The 14,510-nt window shown below is 66.4% G+C and carries 10 protein-coding genes and 1 tRNA gene; 4 read left to right on the plus strand and 7 right to left on the minus strand.

Translation table 11 applies throughout. The features are described 5' to 3' along the window. Positions 1-57: 57 nt before the first annotated feature. Positions 58-1,353: an FAD-dependent oxidoreductase gene (locus HZY97_RS14810; protein WP_180145272.1), complete on the plus strand. Its 1,296-nt coding sequence runs from the start codon at positions 58-60 to the stop codon at positions 1,351-1,353. Between the two features lie 100 nt (positions 1,354-1,453). Here the strand turns inward: HZY97_RS14810 and HZY97_RS14815 are convergent. After that, positions 1,454-1,530, minus strand: a tRNA-Pro gene (locus tag HZY97_RS14815). 243 nt (positions 1,531-1,773) lie between these two features. Between HZY97_RS14815 and HZY97_RS14820 the strand changes: the two genes are divergently transcribed. Continuing rightward, positions 1,774-3,642 (plus strand): ABC-F family ATP-binding cassette domain-containing protein, encoded by a 1,869-nt coding sequence (locus HZY97_RS14820; protein ID WP_180145275.1) that lies wholly within the window; start codon positions 1,774-1,776, stop codon positions 3,640-3,642. Between the two features lie 122 nt (positions 3,643-3,764). On the opposite strand, the gene pelA is transcribed toward HZY97_RS14820, so the two are convergent. From pelA to HZY97_RS14845, 5 genes are all read right to left on the minus strand, one after another. Continuing rightward, positions 3,765-5,048, minus strand: coding sequence for a pectate lyase (gene pelA, locus HZY97_RS14825; RefSeq protein ID WP_180145278.1), 1,284 nt, complete (start codon positions 5,046-5,048; stop codon positions 3,765-3,767). A gap of 385 nt (positions 5,049-5,433) precedes the next feature. After that, a complete protein-coding gene (locus HZY97_RS14830) occupies positions 5,434-7,929 on the minus strand; it encodes an FtsX-like permease family protein (protein ID WP_180145281.1) in 2,496 nt (831 codons plus the stop codon). A gap of 23 nt (positions 7,930-7,952) precedes the next feature. Continuing rightward, on the minus strand, positions 7,953-8,633 hold the full coding sequence (locus HZY97_RS14835) for an ABC transporter ATP-binding protein (protein ID WP_180145284.1): 681 nt from the start codon (positions 8,631-8,633) through the stop codon (positions 7,953-7,955). Between the two features lie 20 nt (positions 8,634-8,653). Continuing rightward, positions 8,654-9,955, minus strand: coding sequence for an efflux RND transporter periplasmic adaptor subunit (locus HZY97_RS14840; RefSeq protein ID WP_257215090.1), 1,302 nt, complete (start codon positions 9,953-9,955; stop codon positions 8,654-8,656). 64 nt (positions 9,956-10,019) lie between these two features. After that, positions 10,020-10,340: a hypothetical protein gene (locus tag HZY97_RS14845; RefSeq protein WP_180145286.1), complete on the minus strand. Its 321-nt coding sequence runs from the start codon at positions 10,338-10,340 to the stop codon at positions 10,020-10,022. A 45-nt stretch (positions 10,341-10,385) separates the two neighbouring features. On the opposite strand from HZY97_RS14845, the gene HZY97_RS14850 reads away from it, so the two are divergent. Together HZY97_RS14850 and HZY97_RS14855 are read left to right on the plus strand one after the other, a co-directional pair. After that, entirely contained in the window at positions 10,386-11,786 is a 1,401-nt protein-coding gene (locus HZY97_RS14850; protein WP_180145289.1) for a sigma-54 dependent transcriptional regulator, read from the plus strand. Continuing rightward, positions 11,776-13,101 (plus strand): PAS domain-containing sensor histidine kinase, encoded by a 1,326-nt coding sequence (locus HZY97_RS14855; RefSeq protein ID WP_180145292.1) that lies wholly within the window; start codon positions 11,776-11,778, stop codon positions 13,099-13,101. Before HZY97_RS14850 ends, HZY97_RS14855 begins: the two co-directional genes overlap by 11 nt. A 135-nt stretch (positions 13,102-13,236) precedes the next feature. Here the strand turns inward: HZY97_RS14855 and HZY97_RS14860 are convergent, their stop codons facing one another. Then, positions 13,237-14,439, minus strand: a complete 1,203-nt coding sequence (locus HZY97_RS14860) for a hypothetical protein (protein WP_180145295.1) — start codon at positions 14,437-14,439, stop codon at positions 13,237-13,239. Between the last annotated feature and the right edge of the window lie 71 nt (positions 14,440-14,510).

Genomic DNA, 14,510 nt, shown 5'->3' on the forward strand with positions numbered 1-14,510 from the left:
TTGCCCTCCCCGCCCGTGCCGCTACGCTGGCCGCTTGGATCACGGGAGGAGAGGCCCATGCGTCATGTCGCGGTGATCGGTTCAGGTCCGGCCGGCTATTATACTGCCGAGGCCTGCCAGAAGGTGTTCGGTGACGGCGTGCGGGTCGATATCATCGATCGGCTGCCCGTGCCCTTCGGGCTGATCCGCACGGGCGTGGCGCCCGATCACCAGTCGATCAAGGGGGTCTCGCGGCGCTACGAGGCGGTGGCACTGACCGACAATGTCCGCTTCGTCGGCAATGTCACTTTGGGCAAGGACGTCTCGATCGACGAGTTGCGCACCCTCTATGACGCTGTGGTGCTCGCGACCGGCGCGCCACATGACCGCAAGCTCGACATTCCCGGCGGCGGCCTGCCCGGCGTGGTCGGATCGGCGGCGTTCGTCGGCTGGTATAATGGCCATCCCGACTATGCCGACCTCCACCCCCCGCTCGACGGTCCCGCGGTGGTGATCGGCAATGGCAATGTCGCGCTCGACGTCGCCCGGGTGCTCGCCAAGGCGGAGGAGGAGTTCGAGGGATCGGACCTCGTCAACCACGCGCTCGACGCGCTGCACGGCTCGCATGTCCACACGATCACGCTGCTCGGCCGGCGCGGGCCGCACCAGATCGCGATGACGCCCAAGGAGCTGGGCGAACTGGGGGAGCTCAGCCGCGCGATGCCGGTGGTCGATCCGTCTGACTTTCCGCCGGTGGAGGACGACAGCATACTCGATCCCGGCCAGCGCAAGTCGGTCGGGCATCTGCGCCGCTTTGCGCAGGGGATGCCCGAAAAGCCGATCCGCGTGGTCTTCGATTTCTTCGCGATGCCGGTGCGAATCGAGGGCGAAGGCAAGGTGGAGCGCGTGATCGTCGAGCGCACGGCGCTGGGCTTTGACGGCAGTTCGCACGGCACCGGCGAGACCTATGCGATTCCCGCCAGCCTGGTGGTGAGCTGCATCGGCTATCGCACCCCGCCGATCGAGGGCGTGCCCTATGACGACAAGGCCGGGCGATTCGCCAATCTCGACGGGCGGGTGCTGCCGGGTCTCTATGCGGTGGGCTGGGCGCGGCGCGGGCCGACGGGGACGATCGGGACAAACCGGCCCGACGGATTCGCCATTGCCGAGAAGATCGCTGAGGATCTGGGCGAAGGCTCGGGCAAACCCGGCCGCCCGGGGCTCGATGCGCTGCTCGAAGGGCGCGGGGTCGACGTGGTGACCTTCCGCGACTGGCAGAAGATCGACGCCGCGGAGATCGCTGCGGCGCGCATCGGCGCACCCCGCGAGAAGTTCGTTTCGGTCGATGCGATGTTGGGCGCGCGGAAAAGCTGATTCAGCGGGTGCGCGGATTCAGATTAGAAGTTCGCGTTGCCATGCCGCATCGATGCAGATGGGCGGCAAGCTAGTACGATTGCTACCTAAAATGCTGCAATGGTCGGGAAGACAGGATTCGAACCTGCGACCCCTGGACCCCGAGACCAGTGCGCTACCAGACTGCGCCACTTCCCGCCGACACATTGCAGAGGAGGCCGCCTAGCGGCGAGCCCCTGCGGTGGCAAGTGCAAATTGTACTTCACCTTTTGGTGAAAGCGAAAAGTGTGGAAAAGCTGTCGCTTGCATGGCCGCCTGTCCGCAATCGGAGACTGTCGCGGTCGGCTGCCGCATAGGCAGAGGGATTGAATTCCACATTGTGAGCGGCAATCGGGATCGCGCCGCTTTCGCGTTGCCGCCGCTGCTGCTAGGCGCCCGCGCATGCTTTCCTTCCGTGACATCACCATCCGGCTTGGCGGCCGCGCGATCATCGAGAACGCCAGCGCCGCGATCCCACCGCGTGCCCGAGTCGGCTTCATCGGCCGCAACGGCGCCGGCAAGTCGACGCTGATGAAGGCAATCGCCGGGATGATCGAGACCGACAATGGTTCGGTCGACATCCCGCGCCAGGCCCGCTTCGGCTATCTGCGGCAGGACGCTCCCGGCGGCCCGGTCAGCGCCTTCGACACCGTGCTCGAGGCCGATACCGAGCGCGCCGCGCTGCTGCTCGAGGCCGAGACGCAGGACGACCCCGATCGTCTGGGCCACATCTATGAGCGGCTCGACCAGATCGACGCCTATGAGGCCCCTGCCCGCGCCGGGCGCATTCTGAAGGGCCTGGGCTTTGACGAGGCGATGCAGGCGCGGCCGATGGACAGCTTCTCGGGGGGCTGGCGGATGCGCGTGGCGCTCGCCTCGCTGCTGTTCCTCAACCCCGACATCCTGTTGCTCGACGAGCCTTCGAACCACCTCGATCTCGAGGCGGTGATGTGGCTCGAGGGGTTCCTGCGCGCCTATCGGGGCACGATCCTGCTGATCAGCCACGAGCGCGACCTGCTCAACAATGTCGCCGACCATATCCTCCACCTCGATCGCGGCCAGACCACACTCTATGTCGGCGGCTATGACGCGTTCGAGCGGCAGCGGGCCGAGCGGCTCGCCCAGCAGGCGGCGGCGCGCGAGAAGCAGGTGGCCGAGCGCGAGAAACTGCAGGCGTTCGTCGATCGCTGGCGGGCCAAGGCGAGCAAGGCCAAGCAGGCGCAGAGCCGCGTCAAGGCGCTGGAGCGGATGCAGCCGATCGCGGCGGTGTCCGAGGACCCCAGCATGCGCTTCGACTTCCCCAGCCCGGTGGGCCTGCGCCCGCCGCTGCTGACGCTCGATCATGCCTCGGTGGGCTATGAGCCGGGCAAGCCGATCCTGTCGCGGCTCGGGCTGCGGCTCGACCCGGACGACCGCATCGCGCTGCTCGGCCGCAACGGCAACGGCAAGACCACGCTGGCCCGGATGATGGCCGGCGAGCTGCCGATCATGGACGGCGAGATGACCACCGCCACCAAGCTGACGGTCGGCTATTTCACCCAGTATCAGGTCGAGGAGCTCGACCCCGACGCCACGCCGATCGAGACGATGGGCCGGGTGATGAAGAGCGGCGCGACGCCGGTGCAGGTGCGTTCGCAGCTCGGGCGCTTCGGCTTTTCGGGCGACAAGGCACTGACAAAGGTCGGGAAATTGTCGGGCGGCGAGCGGGCGCGGCTGGCGCTGGCGCTGGTCACCCATAACGCCCCACACCTCCTCATCCTCGACGAGCCGACCAACCACTTGGACGTCGATACCCGAGAGGCGCTGGTCCAGGCGCTGGCCGAGTTCAAGGGGGCGGTGGTGCTGGTCAGCCATGACCGGCATATGCTCGAGCTGGTCGCCGACCGGCTGTTCCTGGTCGATGGCGGTACCGCCCGCGAGTTCGACGGGACGATCGAGGAATATGCCGCCTTCGTCATCTCGGGGAAGGAGCCCGCGGGCGCTGCCCCGGCCGCGCCGGTGGACAAGAAGGAAGAGCGCCGCGCCGCTGCCCAGGCGCGCGAGGCTTCGGCCGGGCTGCGCAAGGCAGTGAAGGACGCCGAGGCGGAAATCGCCAAGGTTCAGAAGGTCTTGGCCGAGGTCGATGGGGCGCTGGGTGGGGTCGCCTCGCCTGCCCTAAAGGCCCTTTCGATGAGCGAGCTGATGAAGCGCCGCGGCGAGGTCGAGGCGCAGCTGGAGAAGGCCGAGGCGACCTGGCTCAGGGCCAGCGAGACGCTGGAGTCAGCGAACTAGTTTGGACACCTAAGTTTGCCAAGTTGACGGGGTAGCCCGGTTCGCGGCGCCGCAAGTGGAACGCCGCCGCGAGAGCGGAAGCGAGCACTTGCGGACACTTTGGCCGCGGATGTTTGCGCAGCCTATTTCTGCGCCACCCATTTGTCATAAGTCGCCAGCGCCTTGGCCGGACCGTTATTGTACCAGCTATAGCCGTTGCGGCGCTCCTGGCTCAGCTCGTTGACATCGGTGTGGATGCTGCGGTCGCGGTCGCCGAAGATCGGCTTGCCGGTCTTGATGTCATAGTAGCGCGACCAGATCGGGCCGGCGCCGGGCTTGGGGACGAGCTTGCGGCCGTCGGTGCCCTTCTCGAAAGCGACGCCGTAGACCGCATGCGCCTTGAGCCAGGCGGCGCCATCGCCGATCGCCGCTTCGACCGACGGCGAGCGCCCCGCCTGCTTCATCAGGAAGATCAACAGGTCGGCGCTCTCATCCGAGGACAGAGCGGCCGGTTCGAAGTTTCGAGCCCCCGCCGGCGCCAGCGTCAGGGCGTCGTGCTGCTGGCCCCACACCGTGCGCTTGCCGTCGACGACGACCTGGGTCTTCAAAATCAGCTGGATCGCGCGGTTGCAGGCAGCTTTCGCTTCCGCTGCGAGCGGTTCGGGTACGAAGCCATAGTCGTTCTGCCGGCGCGCGACGTCGGCGAGCACGCTCACCACCGAGGAGAGCGCGTCGTCGTTGAAGGTGAGCGCGTCGTGATAGCCGCCCTGGAGCGGATAGATTTGCGGCCAGCCGCCATTCGGAAACTGCGCATTCAAAAGGTAGCGCACGCCCTTGAGGAAGGCGGCGCGATAGACGTCGCCCTCCGCCCCCGGCGCCATCGACTGGACGCGGGCGAGGAAGCGCAGCTCGGAGGTGGTCGCATTGTTGTCGATCGTGCCGACATAGGCCCATTCCTCGTCATCGCCGGTCCGCGCATTGGCGGGGAGATGCTCGACGGGGACGTAGTGCTGGCCCTTCACGCGCGCCGGCCCGTCGCGATCGACATTCTTGCCCCAGCCGCCGGCGGGCGTCTGGAAGCTGACGATATTGTCGGCGACCTTGCGCGCCTCAGGCGTGGCGTAGAAGGCGGCGGCGAGATTGGCGGCCATGCCGCTGCCGCCCGACTTGCCCGACGGCGGCGGCGCGGGGATCTCGGCCAGGCCCTGGCGCTCGGCGGCGAGCGCGGCCTTGTCGGCGGCCATCAGCGCGGTCGAGCGATCGAGATAGACATTCCAGGCGCGCTGCTGCCCGACGGGCAGCGCCCCGATCCGTGCCTTGGTGATTGGTTCGGCGGGGCTCATCTGGCCGATCACTTCGACCGCCGCATATGCCACCGGTGTCATCGCTACTGCTGCCAGCAGGGCGATCTTTGCGATACGAATCATGTCCCCTCCGATTTTGGATTTGCGGGGAGGATAGCGGACCGCTGATTTCCGTCCATCCCCCTTCATTCACCGCATTCCGTCATCCCCGCGCAGGCGGGGATCCAGAGTCACAAGCGGTGAGGATGCGTAACCCTGGGCCCCGGCTTTCGCCGGGGTGACGAAGGGATGGAAAGTTCCTCCCCGAGCTTGTCTCGGGGAGGGGGACCGCGCGACGCAGTCGCGGGGTGGAGGGGCTCGGCGAGTCATCGCCGTGTTGCGGCGGCCCCTCCACCACCCGCTGCGCGGGCGGTCCCCCTCCCCCAGCAAGCTGGGGGAGGAATTGTCCAAAGCAAAGCGGGCGAGGAGTTGCCCCCTCGCCCGCCGCCATAACCCTGAACTGACGCGCCTACTCGTAGCGCAGGGCATGAACCGGATTGGTGCGCGCGACGCGGAAGGCGTGGGCGCCGATGGTGAGCACCGCGATGGCCAGCGCGAGCAGGCCCGCGCCGATGAACGGCACCGGGGTGAGCGCGATGCGCGCGTCGAAGGTGTTGAGGAACTCGCGCATCAGCCACCAGGCGATCGGCCAGGCGATGATGTTGGCGATCACCACCGGCCGGGTGAATTGCCAGACGAGCAGCCGGGTGATGTCGGTGGTCCGCGCGCCAAGCACCTTGCGGATGCCGATCTCCTTGGTCCGCCGTTCCGCCGTGAAGGCGGCGAGGCCGAACAGGCCGAGACAGCCGATGATCACCGCGAGGAGGGCGAACATGCCGAACATCTGCCCGCGCGCATCGAGCCGCTCATAGGCCTTGGCGATGACGTCGTCGGCAAAGGTCGCATCGAAGGGCACGTCGGGAGCGAAGCGGTGCCAGACCTGCTCGATCCCGGCGCGGACGGCACGCGGATCGCCGTGGAAGCGGGCGACCAGCCAGCCGACATTATGCTTGTCGAGCAGGAAGGTGGTCGGCTCGATCGGGGTCTTCACCGTGCGGAAGCGCGTATCGGCGACGACGCCGATGATGGTGAGGTCCATCATCCCCCCATATTCGTCCTTCACGCCGTAGCGGATGGTCTTGCCGACCGCTTCCTGCGCGGTCTTGAAGCCCATGCGCTTCGCTCCCGCTTCGTTGATCACGACATGGCCGCCCCGAGCGACCAAAGCCCGCTCGGCCTCCGGGACCTCGGGGAACGGCGTGGTCATGTCATCGGCCGGACGTTCGTCGAACACGCGGCCGGCGACCGTGCGGATGCCCATGGTGGGGAAGAAGCCGGCATCGACGCCGTAGACCCCGATATCCACCGGTTCCGGACGGCCGGGGACGACCACCGAAGTGGACGAGGTCTGGCCGGTGACGACGCCGATCTGGGTACGGCCGGCGGATTCGACGCCCGGCACCGTGGCAATCGCGCGAGTGAGCGCATCGGCCTGGGGCTCGAGCGCCCGGGAGCCGATACCGGCGAGCTGGATCAGCCCGGCGCGCTTGTAGCCCGGGTCGAGCGAGCGCGCGTAGACATTCTGCGCATAGATCACTGCGGTGCAGATGATCAGGCCGATCGAAACCGCGAACTGGATCACGACGAGCGCGCTGCGCAGCCGGCCCGAACCTTCGGAATCGGCGGCGGACTTGTTCGCCTTGAGCACGCGCGCCGGCTGGAAGCGCGAGAGGTAGACGGCCGGATAGAGGCCGCCCGCCGCGCCAACGAGCAGCACAAGGCCGATCATCGGCAGGAACAGGCCGTCGCTGCCGAAATAGTGCAGCTTGATATCGGCCTGGAGGAAGCTGGAGAACCAGGGCAGCACGATCTCGACCACCGCCAGCGCCAGCAACATCGCAATGGTGGCGAGCAGGACTGATTCGCCGATGAACTGGATCATCAGCTGGCGGCGCGTGGCGCCGAGCACCTTGCGCAGCGCCACTTCGCGGGCGCGCTGGCTGGCACGCGCCGTCGCCAGATTGGTGAAGTTGATGCAGGCCATTGCGAGGATCAGCAGCGCGATCACCGCGAAGGTGAGGATCGTCTGGGTGTCGTTGCTGTCGGACATGCTGGAGCCGGTCGCCTTGCCGAGATGTATCTCGGGCGCCGCCTTCAGCTCGAAGGTACGTTCGTCGCCGACATTGACGGCCTTGCCGTTGAAGGTCTCGTCCGCGATGTTGCGCTTCTTCCACGCTTCCATCTGGGAATTGAGCACCGCGACATCGGTGCCGGGGCGCAGCTTCACATAGACCCAGCCCGAGGTCCAACCCCAGCTGGTGAGATAGCCATTGTCCTCGGGGAACATCGACGGGAAGTCGGCACGGGCGAACATCTGCCCGGTGAGATGCGAGTTCTTCGGAATATCCCTGAACACACCGGTGACGGTGTAATCGGCCTTCTTGCCGAGGGTGAGCAGGCTGAGGGTGCGGCCGACGACGTCGGTGGTGCCGAAGGTCTTCACCGCCTGCTGCTCGCTCATCACCACGGTGCCGGGGCGCGAGAGCGCGTTCTTGCCGCCGCGGGCCATCGGCAGCGCTATCGTGTCGAGAAAGGCGCCGTCGACCAGCCGGCCGTCGTCGATCAGGGTCGCATTGCCATCCTTGAGCAGGGTCAACGGCGGCCCACCCATATAGACGGCGCTTTCGATCTGCGGGAAATCCTTGAGCAGCGCCGCCTTGGCGACATAGGGCGAACCCTGGTTCTGATAGCCCTCGCCGGTGGACTTGCTCTTGTAGGTGACCTGGAACTGATAGGTGCGCGTACCCTCGGGCAGCCAATTGTCGTAGCTGCGCTCATACTGGACGTAGAGCAGGATCAGCAGGCAGGCCGCGAGGCCGATCGCCAGCCCGAAGATGTTGATGAAGGCGTAGACCTTGTTCTTCGCCAGGGCCCTGAGGCCTACGGTCACGTAATTGCGCCACATGGGCTTTCTCCCCTTCCCTGCCTTCAGGCCGCGCGGCGGCGCTCGTGGAGGACGCGGCCGTCGAGCATGTTGACGATGCGGCCGGCGTAATCCGCGTGCGCGGGCGAGTGGGTGACCATGACGATCGTCGAGCCCTCGGCGTTGAGCGTCTGCAGCATGTGCATCACTTCCTCGCCGTGCTGGGTGTCGAGATTGCCGGTCGGCTCGTCGGCGAGGATCAGCTTGGGGCTGGCGACGAGCGCGCGGGCGACGGCGACGCGCTGCTGCTGGCCGCCCGAGAGCTGGCTGGGCCGGTGCTTGGCGCGGTGGGCGATGCCGGTGCGATCCATCACTTCGTCGACGCGGCGCTTGCGCTCGGCGGCGGGGACATTGTGGTAGAGCAGCGCCAGCTCGACATTGTCGCGCACGGTGAGCTCGTCGACCAGGTTGAAGCTCTGGAAGATGAAGCCGATGCTTTCCTTGCGGACCTCGGCAAGCTTGCTCTCCGAGAGACCGGCGACTTCCTTGCCGTTGAACATGTAGCTGCCCGAGGACGGGCTATCGAGCATCCCGATCATGTTGAGCAGGGTCGACTTGCCGCAGCCCGAGGGGCCCATGATCGCCACGAACTCGCCCTCGGCGATGTCGAGATCGATCGCGTCGAGCGCCGTCGTCTGCACCGTGTCGGTGCGGTAGACCTTGGAGAGTTCGCGCATCTGCAGCATCGGATTCCCTTTCTTTTCTATCACTTGGTGAGGTCCAGGCGCGTCTTGTCGGTAAGGCCGGTATATGGCGAGGTGATCACCCGCTCGCCGGGCTCGAGGCCCTCGAGCACTTCGATGAAATCGGTGTTGCGGCGGCCGAGGCGGACATTGCGCTTCTCGGCGACGCCGCCCGAGGCGCTGACCACGAATACCCAGGCGCCGCCGGTATCGTTGTAGAAGGCGCCGTTGGGGATCAGCAAAGCGGGCGCCGGATCGCCGAGCGTCAGGCGCGCCTGCATCGTCTGGCCGCGCTGGAGCTGGGGCGGCTCGCCATCGGTGAACTGGAGATCGACCTGGAACTGGCCGTTCTGCACCTGCGGGTAGATCTTGGTGACCTTGGCGCCATAGCGCTTGCCCGACCAGTCGAGCGAGGCCTTCTGGCCGATCTGCACACGGCCGAGATAGAATTCGTCGACGCCGGCAATCAGCTTGTTGCGGCCGGGGCTGTCGATCTGGCCGACGCGCTCGCCGCGGCCGAGCGACTGGCCGACCTGGACCGAGAAGCCCGAAAGCTGGCCGGCGACGGGCGCGCGGAGCTGGAGCGCATCGAGATTGGCGCGGGCGATGGCGAGGCCCGACTGCATCGACCTGGCCGCCTGTTGCTGCTGGGTGAGCTGGCTGCCCTGGAGGCGCGCGTCGGTGCTCTGGCTGCGCTTGAGGGCCGCCAGGTTGCGCTGGCTGAGCTCGTAATCGGCCTGGGTATCGGCGAACTGCTTGCCCGAGACGAAGCCCTTGTCGGCGAGCGGCTTTTCGCGGTCGTACTGGCGGCGGGTCTTTTCGAACGCGGTCTCGGCGGCGAGCACGGCGCGTTCGTTGGCGAGCTGGGTCTGGGCGAGCGACAGCTCCTGGCTGCGCATGTTGTTGATCTGCTGCTCGACCTCGGTCTGGCGGGCAAGCGTGGAGAGCTGGAGCTCGGCGTTGGAGAGCAAGGCGATCGGCTGGCCGGCGGCGACGGTGGCGCCGTCCTCGACCAGCATCTTCTCGACCCGGCCGCCCTCGACTGCGTCAATATAGACGGTGAGCAACGGGGTAACGCGAGCACGCAGCGGCATGAAATCGTCGAAGGTGCCGCGCGTGACGCTCGAGATGGTCAGCCGGTCCATGCCGACGGTCTGGCTGGCGCCGCTGGGAGCGAACCACCAGATGGCGAGCGCGGCGACCAATGCCGCGGCGACGCCGAGCGCGATCTTCACCCGGGTCGACAGCCGGCGCGTCTCGACGACCTGGTCCATGCCGCCGCCCGAGACCGGCCCGCTATCCTTCTGCATCCGCAAGATCGTCATGCCCCAAATTCCTTTGCCCCTAAGCAGAGCAACAGCCGTGCCAGCCGGGTTTCCCAGCGGCGGCTCACAGGATCGTGCTCCGGCAACTGTTCGATTCCGGACAGGAGCGTCCGGAATCGAACGCTATCCGAAACGAAATCAGGCCGAGCTCGAACGCGGCGCGCGCGCCGTTCGCGCCCATGCGGAGGTCGAGGGCGAAGCGGCCGTGCGGCAGGATTGCGAGGAGAATCACAGCCGCGGCGAGTGCCGCGAGAAGCTTTCCCTTGCCGGTCTTGCGCGATTGCCGCTGCACCTTCGTCCTCCGCCGGCACCATCGCCGCTGCACGAAGACCAGCACGACGCGTGCCAGATGAAATCGACGGGCAAGGGCCGGCTTGGCACGCAAATTGATTGTTCGCTTCCGCACAGTGGATGTACGGGAGTGGGCAGCATGAGCGATCCGGAATTCGAATTCTGCGTCGTGATCGACGACGACGAAGACATATTGATGGCGTCGCGGCTGCTGCTGCGGCGGCTGTTCCGCGACGTCGAGGCGGTGCGCGGCCCCGAGGAGGCGCTGCCGCTGATCCAGGCGCGGACGCCCGACGTGGTGCTGCTCGATGCGAACTTCGCGCGGGGGGCGACCGATGCCTCCGAGGGACTAGCCTGGCTCGACAAGCTGCTCGCGCTCGATCCCGAGATGGTGGTGGTGATGATCACTGCGCATGGCGGGGTGCAGGTCGCGGTGTCGGCGATGAAGCGCGGGGCGACGGACTTCGTCTCCAAGCCCTGGTCGAACGAGAAATTGCTGGCGACGGTGCGGACCGCGGCGTCGCTGCGGCGCTCGCGCAAGGCGGTGGGCGGCAAGGGCGTGGCGCCGGTTTCGGCACCGCAGGGGAGCGCGTCGCCCTTGCTCGGGGGCTCGCCGGCGATGGCACGCGTGCACTCGCTGATTGCCCGCGCGGCACCGACCGACGCCAACGTCCTGGTCCTCGGCGAGAATGGCACGGGCAAGGAGCTGGTCGCGCGCGAGCTCCACCGGCAATCGCTGCGCGCGGACCAGGTGATGCTGACCGTCGACCTGGGCGCGATCAGCGAGGACCTGATCGATTCAGAGCTGTTCGGCCATGTGAAGGGCGCGTTCACCGATGCGCGGACCGACCGGGTGGGCCGGATCCAGGCGGCGGACGGGGGCACGCTGTTCCTCGACGAAATCGGCAATCTTCCCCTGCGGCTCCAGCCCAAATTGCTCACCGTGCTCGAGCAGCGCCAAGTGACGCCGGTGGGGGCGAACAAGCCGGTGCCGGTCAACATCCGCGTGATCGCCGCGACCAATCTGCCCCCCGAGAAACTGCGCGACGAGGGGCATTTCCGCCAGGATCTGCTGTTCCGCCTCAACACGGTCGAGATCGACCTGCCCCCGCTGCGCGAACGCCGCGAAGACGTGCCGCAACTGATCGAGCATTATCTCCAGCACTATGCCAAGCGCTATGGCCGCCCGGTGCCGGCGCTGAGCCCGGCGGCGCGGATGCTGCTGCTCGAGCATGACTGGCCGGGCAATGTCCGCGCGCTGCGCCATGCGCTCGAGCGCGCGGTGATCCTGGCGCGCGAGGATGCGCTGGAGCCCGAGGACTTCTCGCTGGTCCGCGCGATGCCGCGCATCGCCCCCGCCGCGGTGGTGCCCCCCTCGCCCGCCCCGGCGGTGCTCGACGACCTCAACCTCGAGCGGGTCGAGCGCCGGCTGGTCGAGGAAGCGCTGAAGAAGCACGGCTATAATATCTCGCTCGCCGCCAACGAACTTGGGTTGTCGCGCGCGGCGCTCTATCGCCGGATGGAGAAGCATGGGCTTTGACCGGCGCTTCACGCTGGGGCTGATCGCCTGGATCGCCGCAGTGGCCGTCGCGCTGGGCGCCGTCGCGCTCGCCTTTGTGACGCCCGGGCTGGGCGCGGCACGGATCGTCGCGATGCTGCTCGTCGCCGGCGCGATCTGGGGCCTGTGGTGGCACGTCTCGCGCACCAATGTCGCCGTCGCCCGCTTCATCGAGGCGCTGCGCTTCGACGACACCTCGGCGCGGTTCGGCGGCGCGACCGGCGGCGGGTTCGAGGAACTGGGCGGCGCGCTGGACGGCGCGATGGACCGGCTGCGCGTACGCCAGGCCGCCACCGCCGCCGAGATGCGCTTCCTCGAGGCGCTGGTCGATGACATGCCGGTGGCGTTGCTCACCGTCGATGGCGCGGGTGCGGTGGCCCCGGCCAACAAGGCCGCGCGCCGGCTGTTCCGCGACGCGCGCGGCACAAGGGCCGAGGACTATGCCGTCTATGGCGCCACCTTGGCCAAAAGACTGGCGGGAGGCGACGCGGCCGAGGAGATATTGCTGCTGGCGATCGAGGGGCGGACGCAGCGCGTGCTGGTCCGCTCGGGCACGCTCGAGCGGCTCGGCCGCAGCATCCGTGCCGTGACGGTGCAGCCGATCCAGGGCACGCTCGACGCCGTGGAGATGGCGGCCCAGACCGACCTGGTGCGCGTGCTGACGCATGAGATCCTCAATTCGCTGACGCCGGTCACTTCGCTCGCGGCAACCGCGGCGGACCTGCTCGACGATCCCGAGCTCACCGCCAACCCCCGCATCGGCGATGCCCGCGCGGCAGTGACCACGCTGGCCCGCCGCGCGCATGGGCTTGGGCATTTCATCGAGGCCTATCGCGCAGTGGCGCACACCCCCGACATCCAGCGCCAGGCCTTTGCCGCGGGACCCTGGGCCGAGGAGCTTGGCCGCATCTTCGCCGCACGCCAGCCCGATCTGCCGCTGGCGATCGACGTGCGCCCTGCCCGGCTCTCGATCGACGCCGACCCGGACCTGCTCGCCCAGGTGCTGATCAACCTGCTGCAGAACGCCGCCCAGGCGATGACCGGCCAGGAGCGCGCACCGACGCTGGCGCTCAGGCTGTTCGCCGAGCGCGAGACGCTGGTGATCGAAGTCGAGGACAATGGCCCGGGCGTGCCCGAGGGGCTGCGGCAGGATGTGTTCCTGCCCTTTTTCACCACCCGCGCGACGGGCACCGGCGTGGGGCTGAACCTGGCGCGGCAGATCGTGGTGGCGCATGGCGGGAGCATCGCGATCAGCGATGCGCCCGGCGGCGGGGCGCTGTTTCGGATTTTGCTGTAAGGACGTTCGCGAGGCGCGATATTGGGCTGTTTGCCGAACGATCACTATATCTGCGATGCACAGCAGCCGTCGAATACTAAGATAGCCCTGATTTACCGCGGCGAGATGGTGATATTTCGTTTTATAAGCGTGCGATCAGGCCAATACCGAAAAATCGAAGTCAGCAGAGAAATACCCTTCCACAACATGTAGATGATCGTCGCGCATGCCGAGATCAGCTGTCATCTTGTTCGACACCGAAGCTGGGGCAGGATCGACAATGTCAATACGGGGCATCGACGTGCGACGGGCAAATGCGCGTCTGAATAGCTGGTCGCTTTGGACATCTGTGCGAGGGAAAGAATAGCCTATAATCGTGATTTTGTCCGCTTCGGCCAGCGCATCTTCGGCTTGTTTCCACAGCGTGCCGAACAGTTCGCCGAAAAACGTATAAGCCTTGTTCCGGACCGGAGGAATGATGAGGGGCATGGAAGGCAGACCTCCGTCCGGAGCAGTGCCCTCCAACCGCCAAGGCACTTTCGGCCTCATCGCCACAATTACATGCCCCTCAGGTGCGCCACGACCGGGCACATCGAGATTCGGCGGGTAATATCCGAATGAATAGGGCTCGTAGCCCGGCATGTAGCGGCCGGCAAAGCACGGATAAGGCTTTGTTGCCTGCTCAAACACTGCAAACGCTCCAGGATCAAGATCTTGACTCGGTACCAAGACGCCCTGTCCATCGGTGACGGAATAGCCGGTGATCCAGTTCGTAGAGCCGTGCAGCTTTATAAGGCGATTTCCTCTCGCGTCGTTGTCAGGCTGGACCGCCCGCCAACCATCATCGAATACAGAATGAGGAGCAACGCCGTATCCCCAGTCAGGACGCCACGGCGTCGCGCTGGCCAAAGCACGGTCCAAGAGCGTGTCCCAATTGAATGTGATTATGACGTCGCCGGGCGCGAGTTCCGTGATCAAATTAAAATGCGCCTTCGAGACTGGCCCGTTTTGAATATCGTTCAACACGGCCGAAAACAGAAAAACCAGTTCATTGTAGGCGCGATATGGCAGATACCATTCCGCTGGATCGCCGCTCGCCAATCCGCGATCGCGTGCTTCCTCAATTTCGGAGTGTAGATCTTCGATGTCTATGCCCGAGCGCAAATACGCATAGGCGTTGCCGCGACCATGTTTCTTTTCAATGTATCCAACCAGCCCTTCAATCAAAACCCAGGGGTTTGCGGAAAGCGTCAGCTTATCGAAAGTGTCGAAGAAATCGCGAGCGATTGGCATTCGCTGCGCTGTCGGGCTTTCGTCGAACGCTTTTGAAGCGCCAGCACCAAGCAGATAAACCTGCATATTCCCCCTCCCGCCGAGCCCTGGGGTCTACGGACCGCAGTTGCGTCATCCTTGGTGATCATTCTCACGGT

The sequence above is a fragment of the Sphingomonas sp. R-74633 genome (assembly GCF_013416555.1).
In the GTDB taxonomy this organism is placed as follows: domain Bacteria; phylum Pseudomonadota; class Alphaproteobacteria; order Sphingomonadales; family Sphingomonadaceae; genus Sphingomonas.

Coding starts and splice junctions, on each gene's coding strand:
- HZY97_RS14810 (WP_180145272.1), top strand. CDS start 58: ATGCGTCATGTCGCGGTGATCGGTTCAGGTCCGGCCGGCTATTATACT.
- HZY97_RS14820 (WP_180145275.1), top strand. CDS start 1,774: ATGCTTTCCTTCCGTGACATCACCATCCGGCTTGGCGGCCGCGCGATC.
- pelA (WP_180145278.1), bottom strand. CDS start 5,048: ATGATTCGTATCGCAAAGATCGCCCTGCTGGCAGCAGTAGCGATGACA.
- HZY97_RS14830 (WP_180145281.1), bottom strand. CDS start 7,929: ATGTGGCGCAATTACGTGACCGTAGGCCTCAGGGCCCTGGCGAAGAAC.
- HZY97_RS14835 (WP_180145284.1), bottom strand. CDS start 8,633: ATGCTGCAGATGCGCGAACTCTCCAAGGTCTACCGCACCGACACGGTG.
- HZY97_RS14840 (WP_257215090.1), bottom strand. CDS start 9,955: ATGACGATCTTGCGGATGCAGAAGGATAGCGGGCCGGTCTCGGGCGGC.
- HZY97_RS14850 (WP_180145289.1), top strand. CDS start 10,386: ATGAGCGATCCGGAATTCGAATTCTGCGTCGTGATCGACGACGACGAA.
- HZY97_RS14855 (WP_180145292.1), top strand. CDS start 11,776: ATGGGCTTTGACCGGCGCTTCACGCTGGGGCTGATCGCCTGGATCGCC.
- HZY97_RS14860 (WP_180145295.1), bottom strand. CDS start 14,439: ATGCAGGTTTATCTGCTTGGTGCTGGCGCTTCAAAAGCGTTCGACGAA.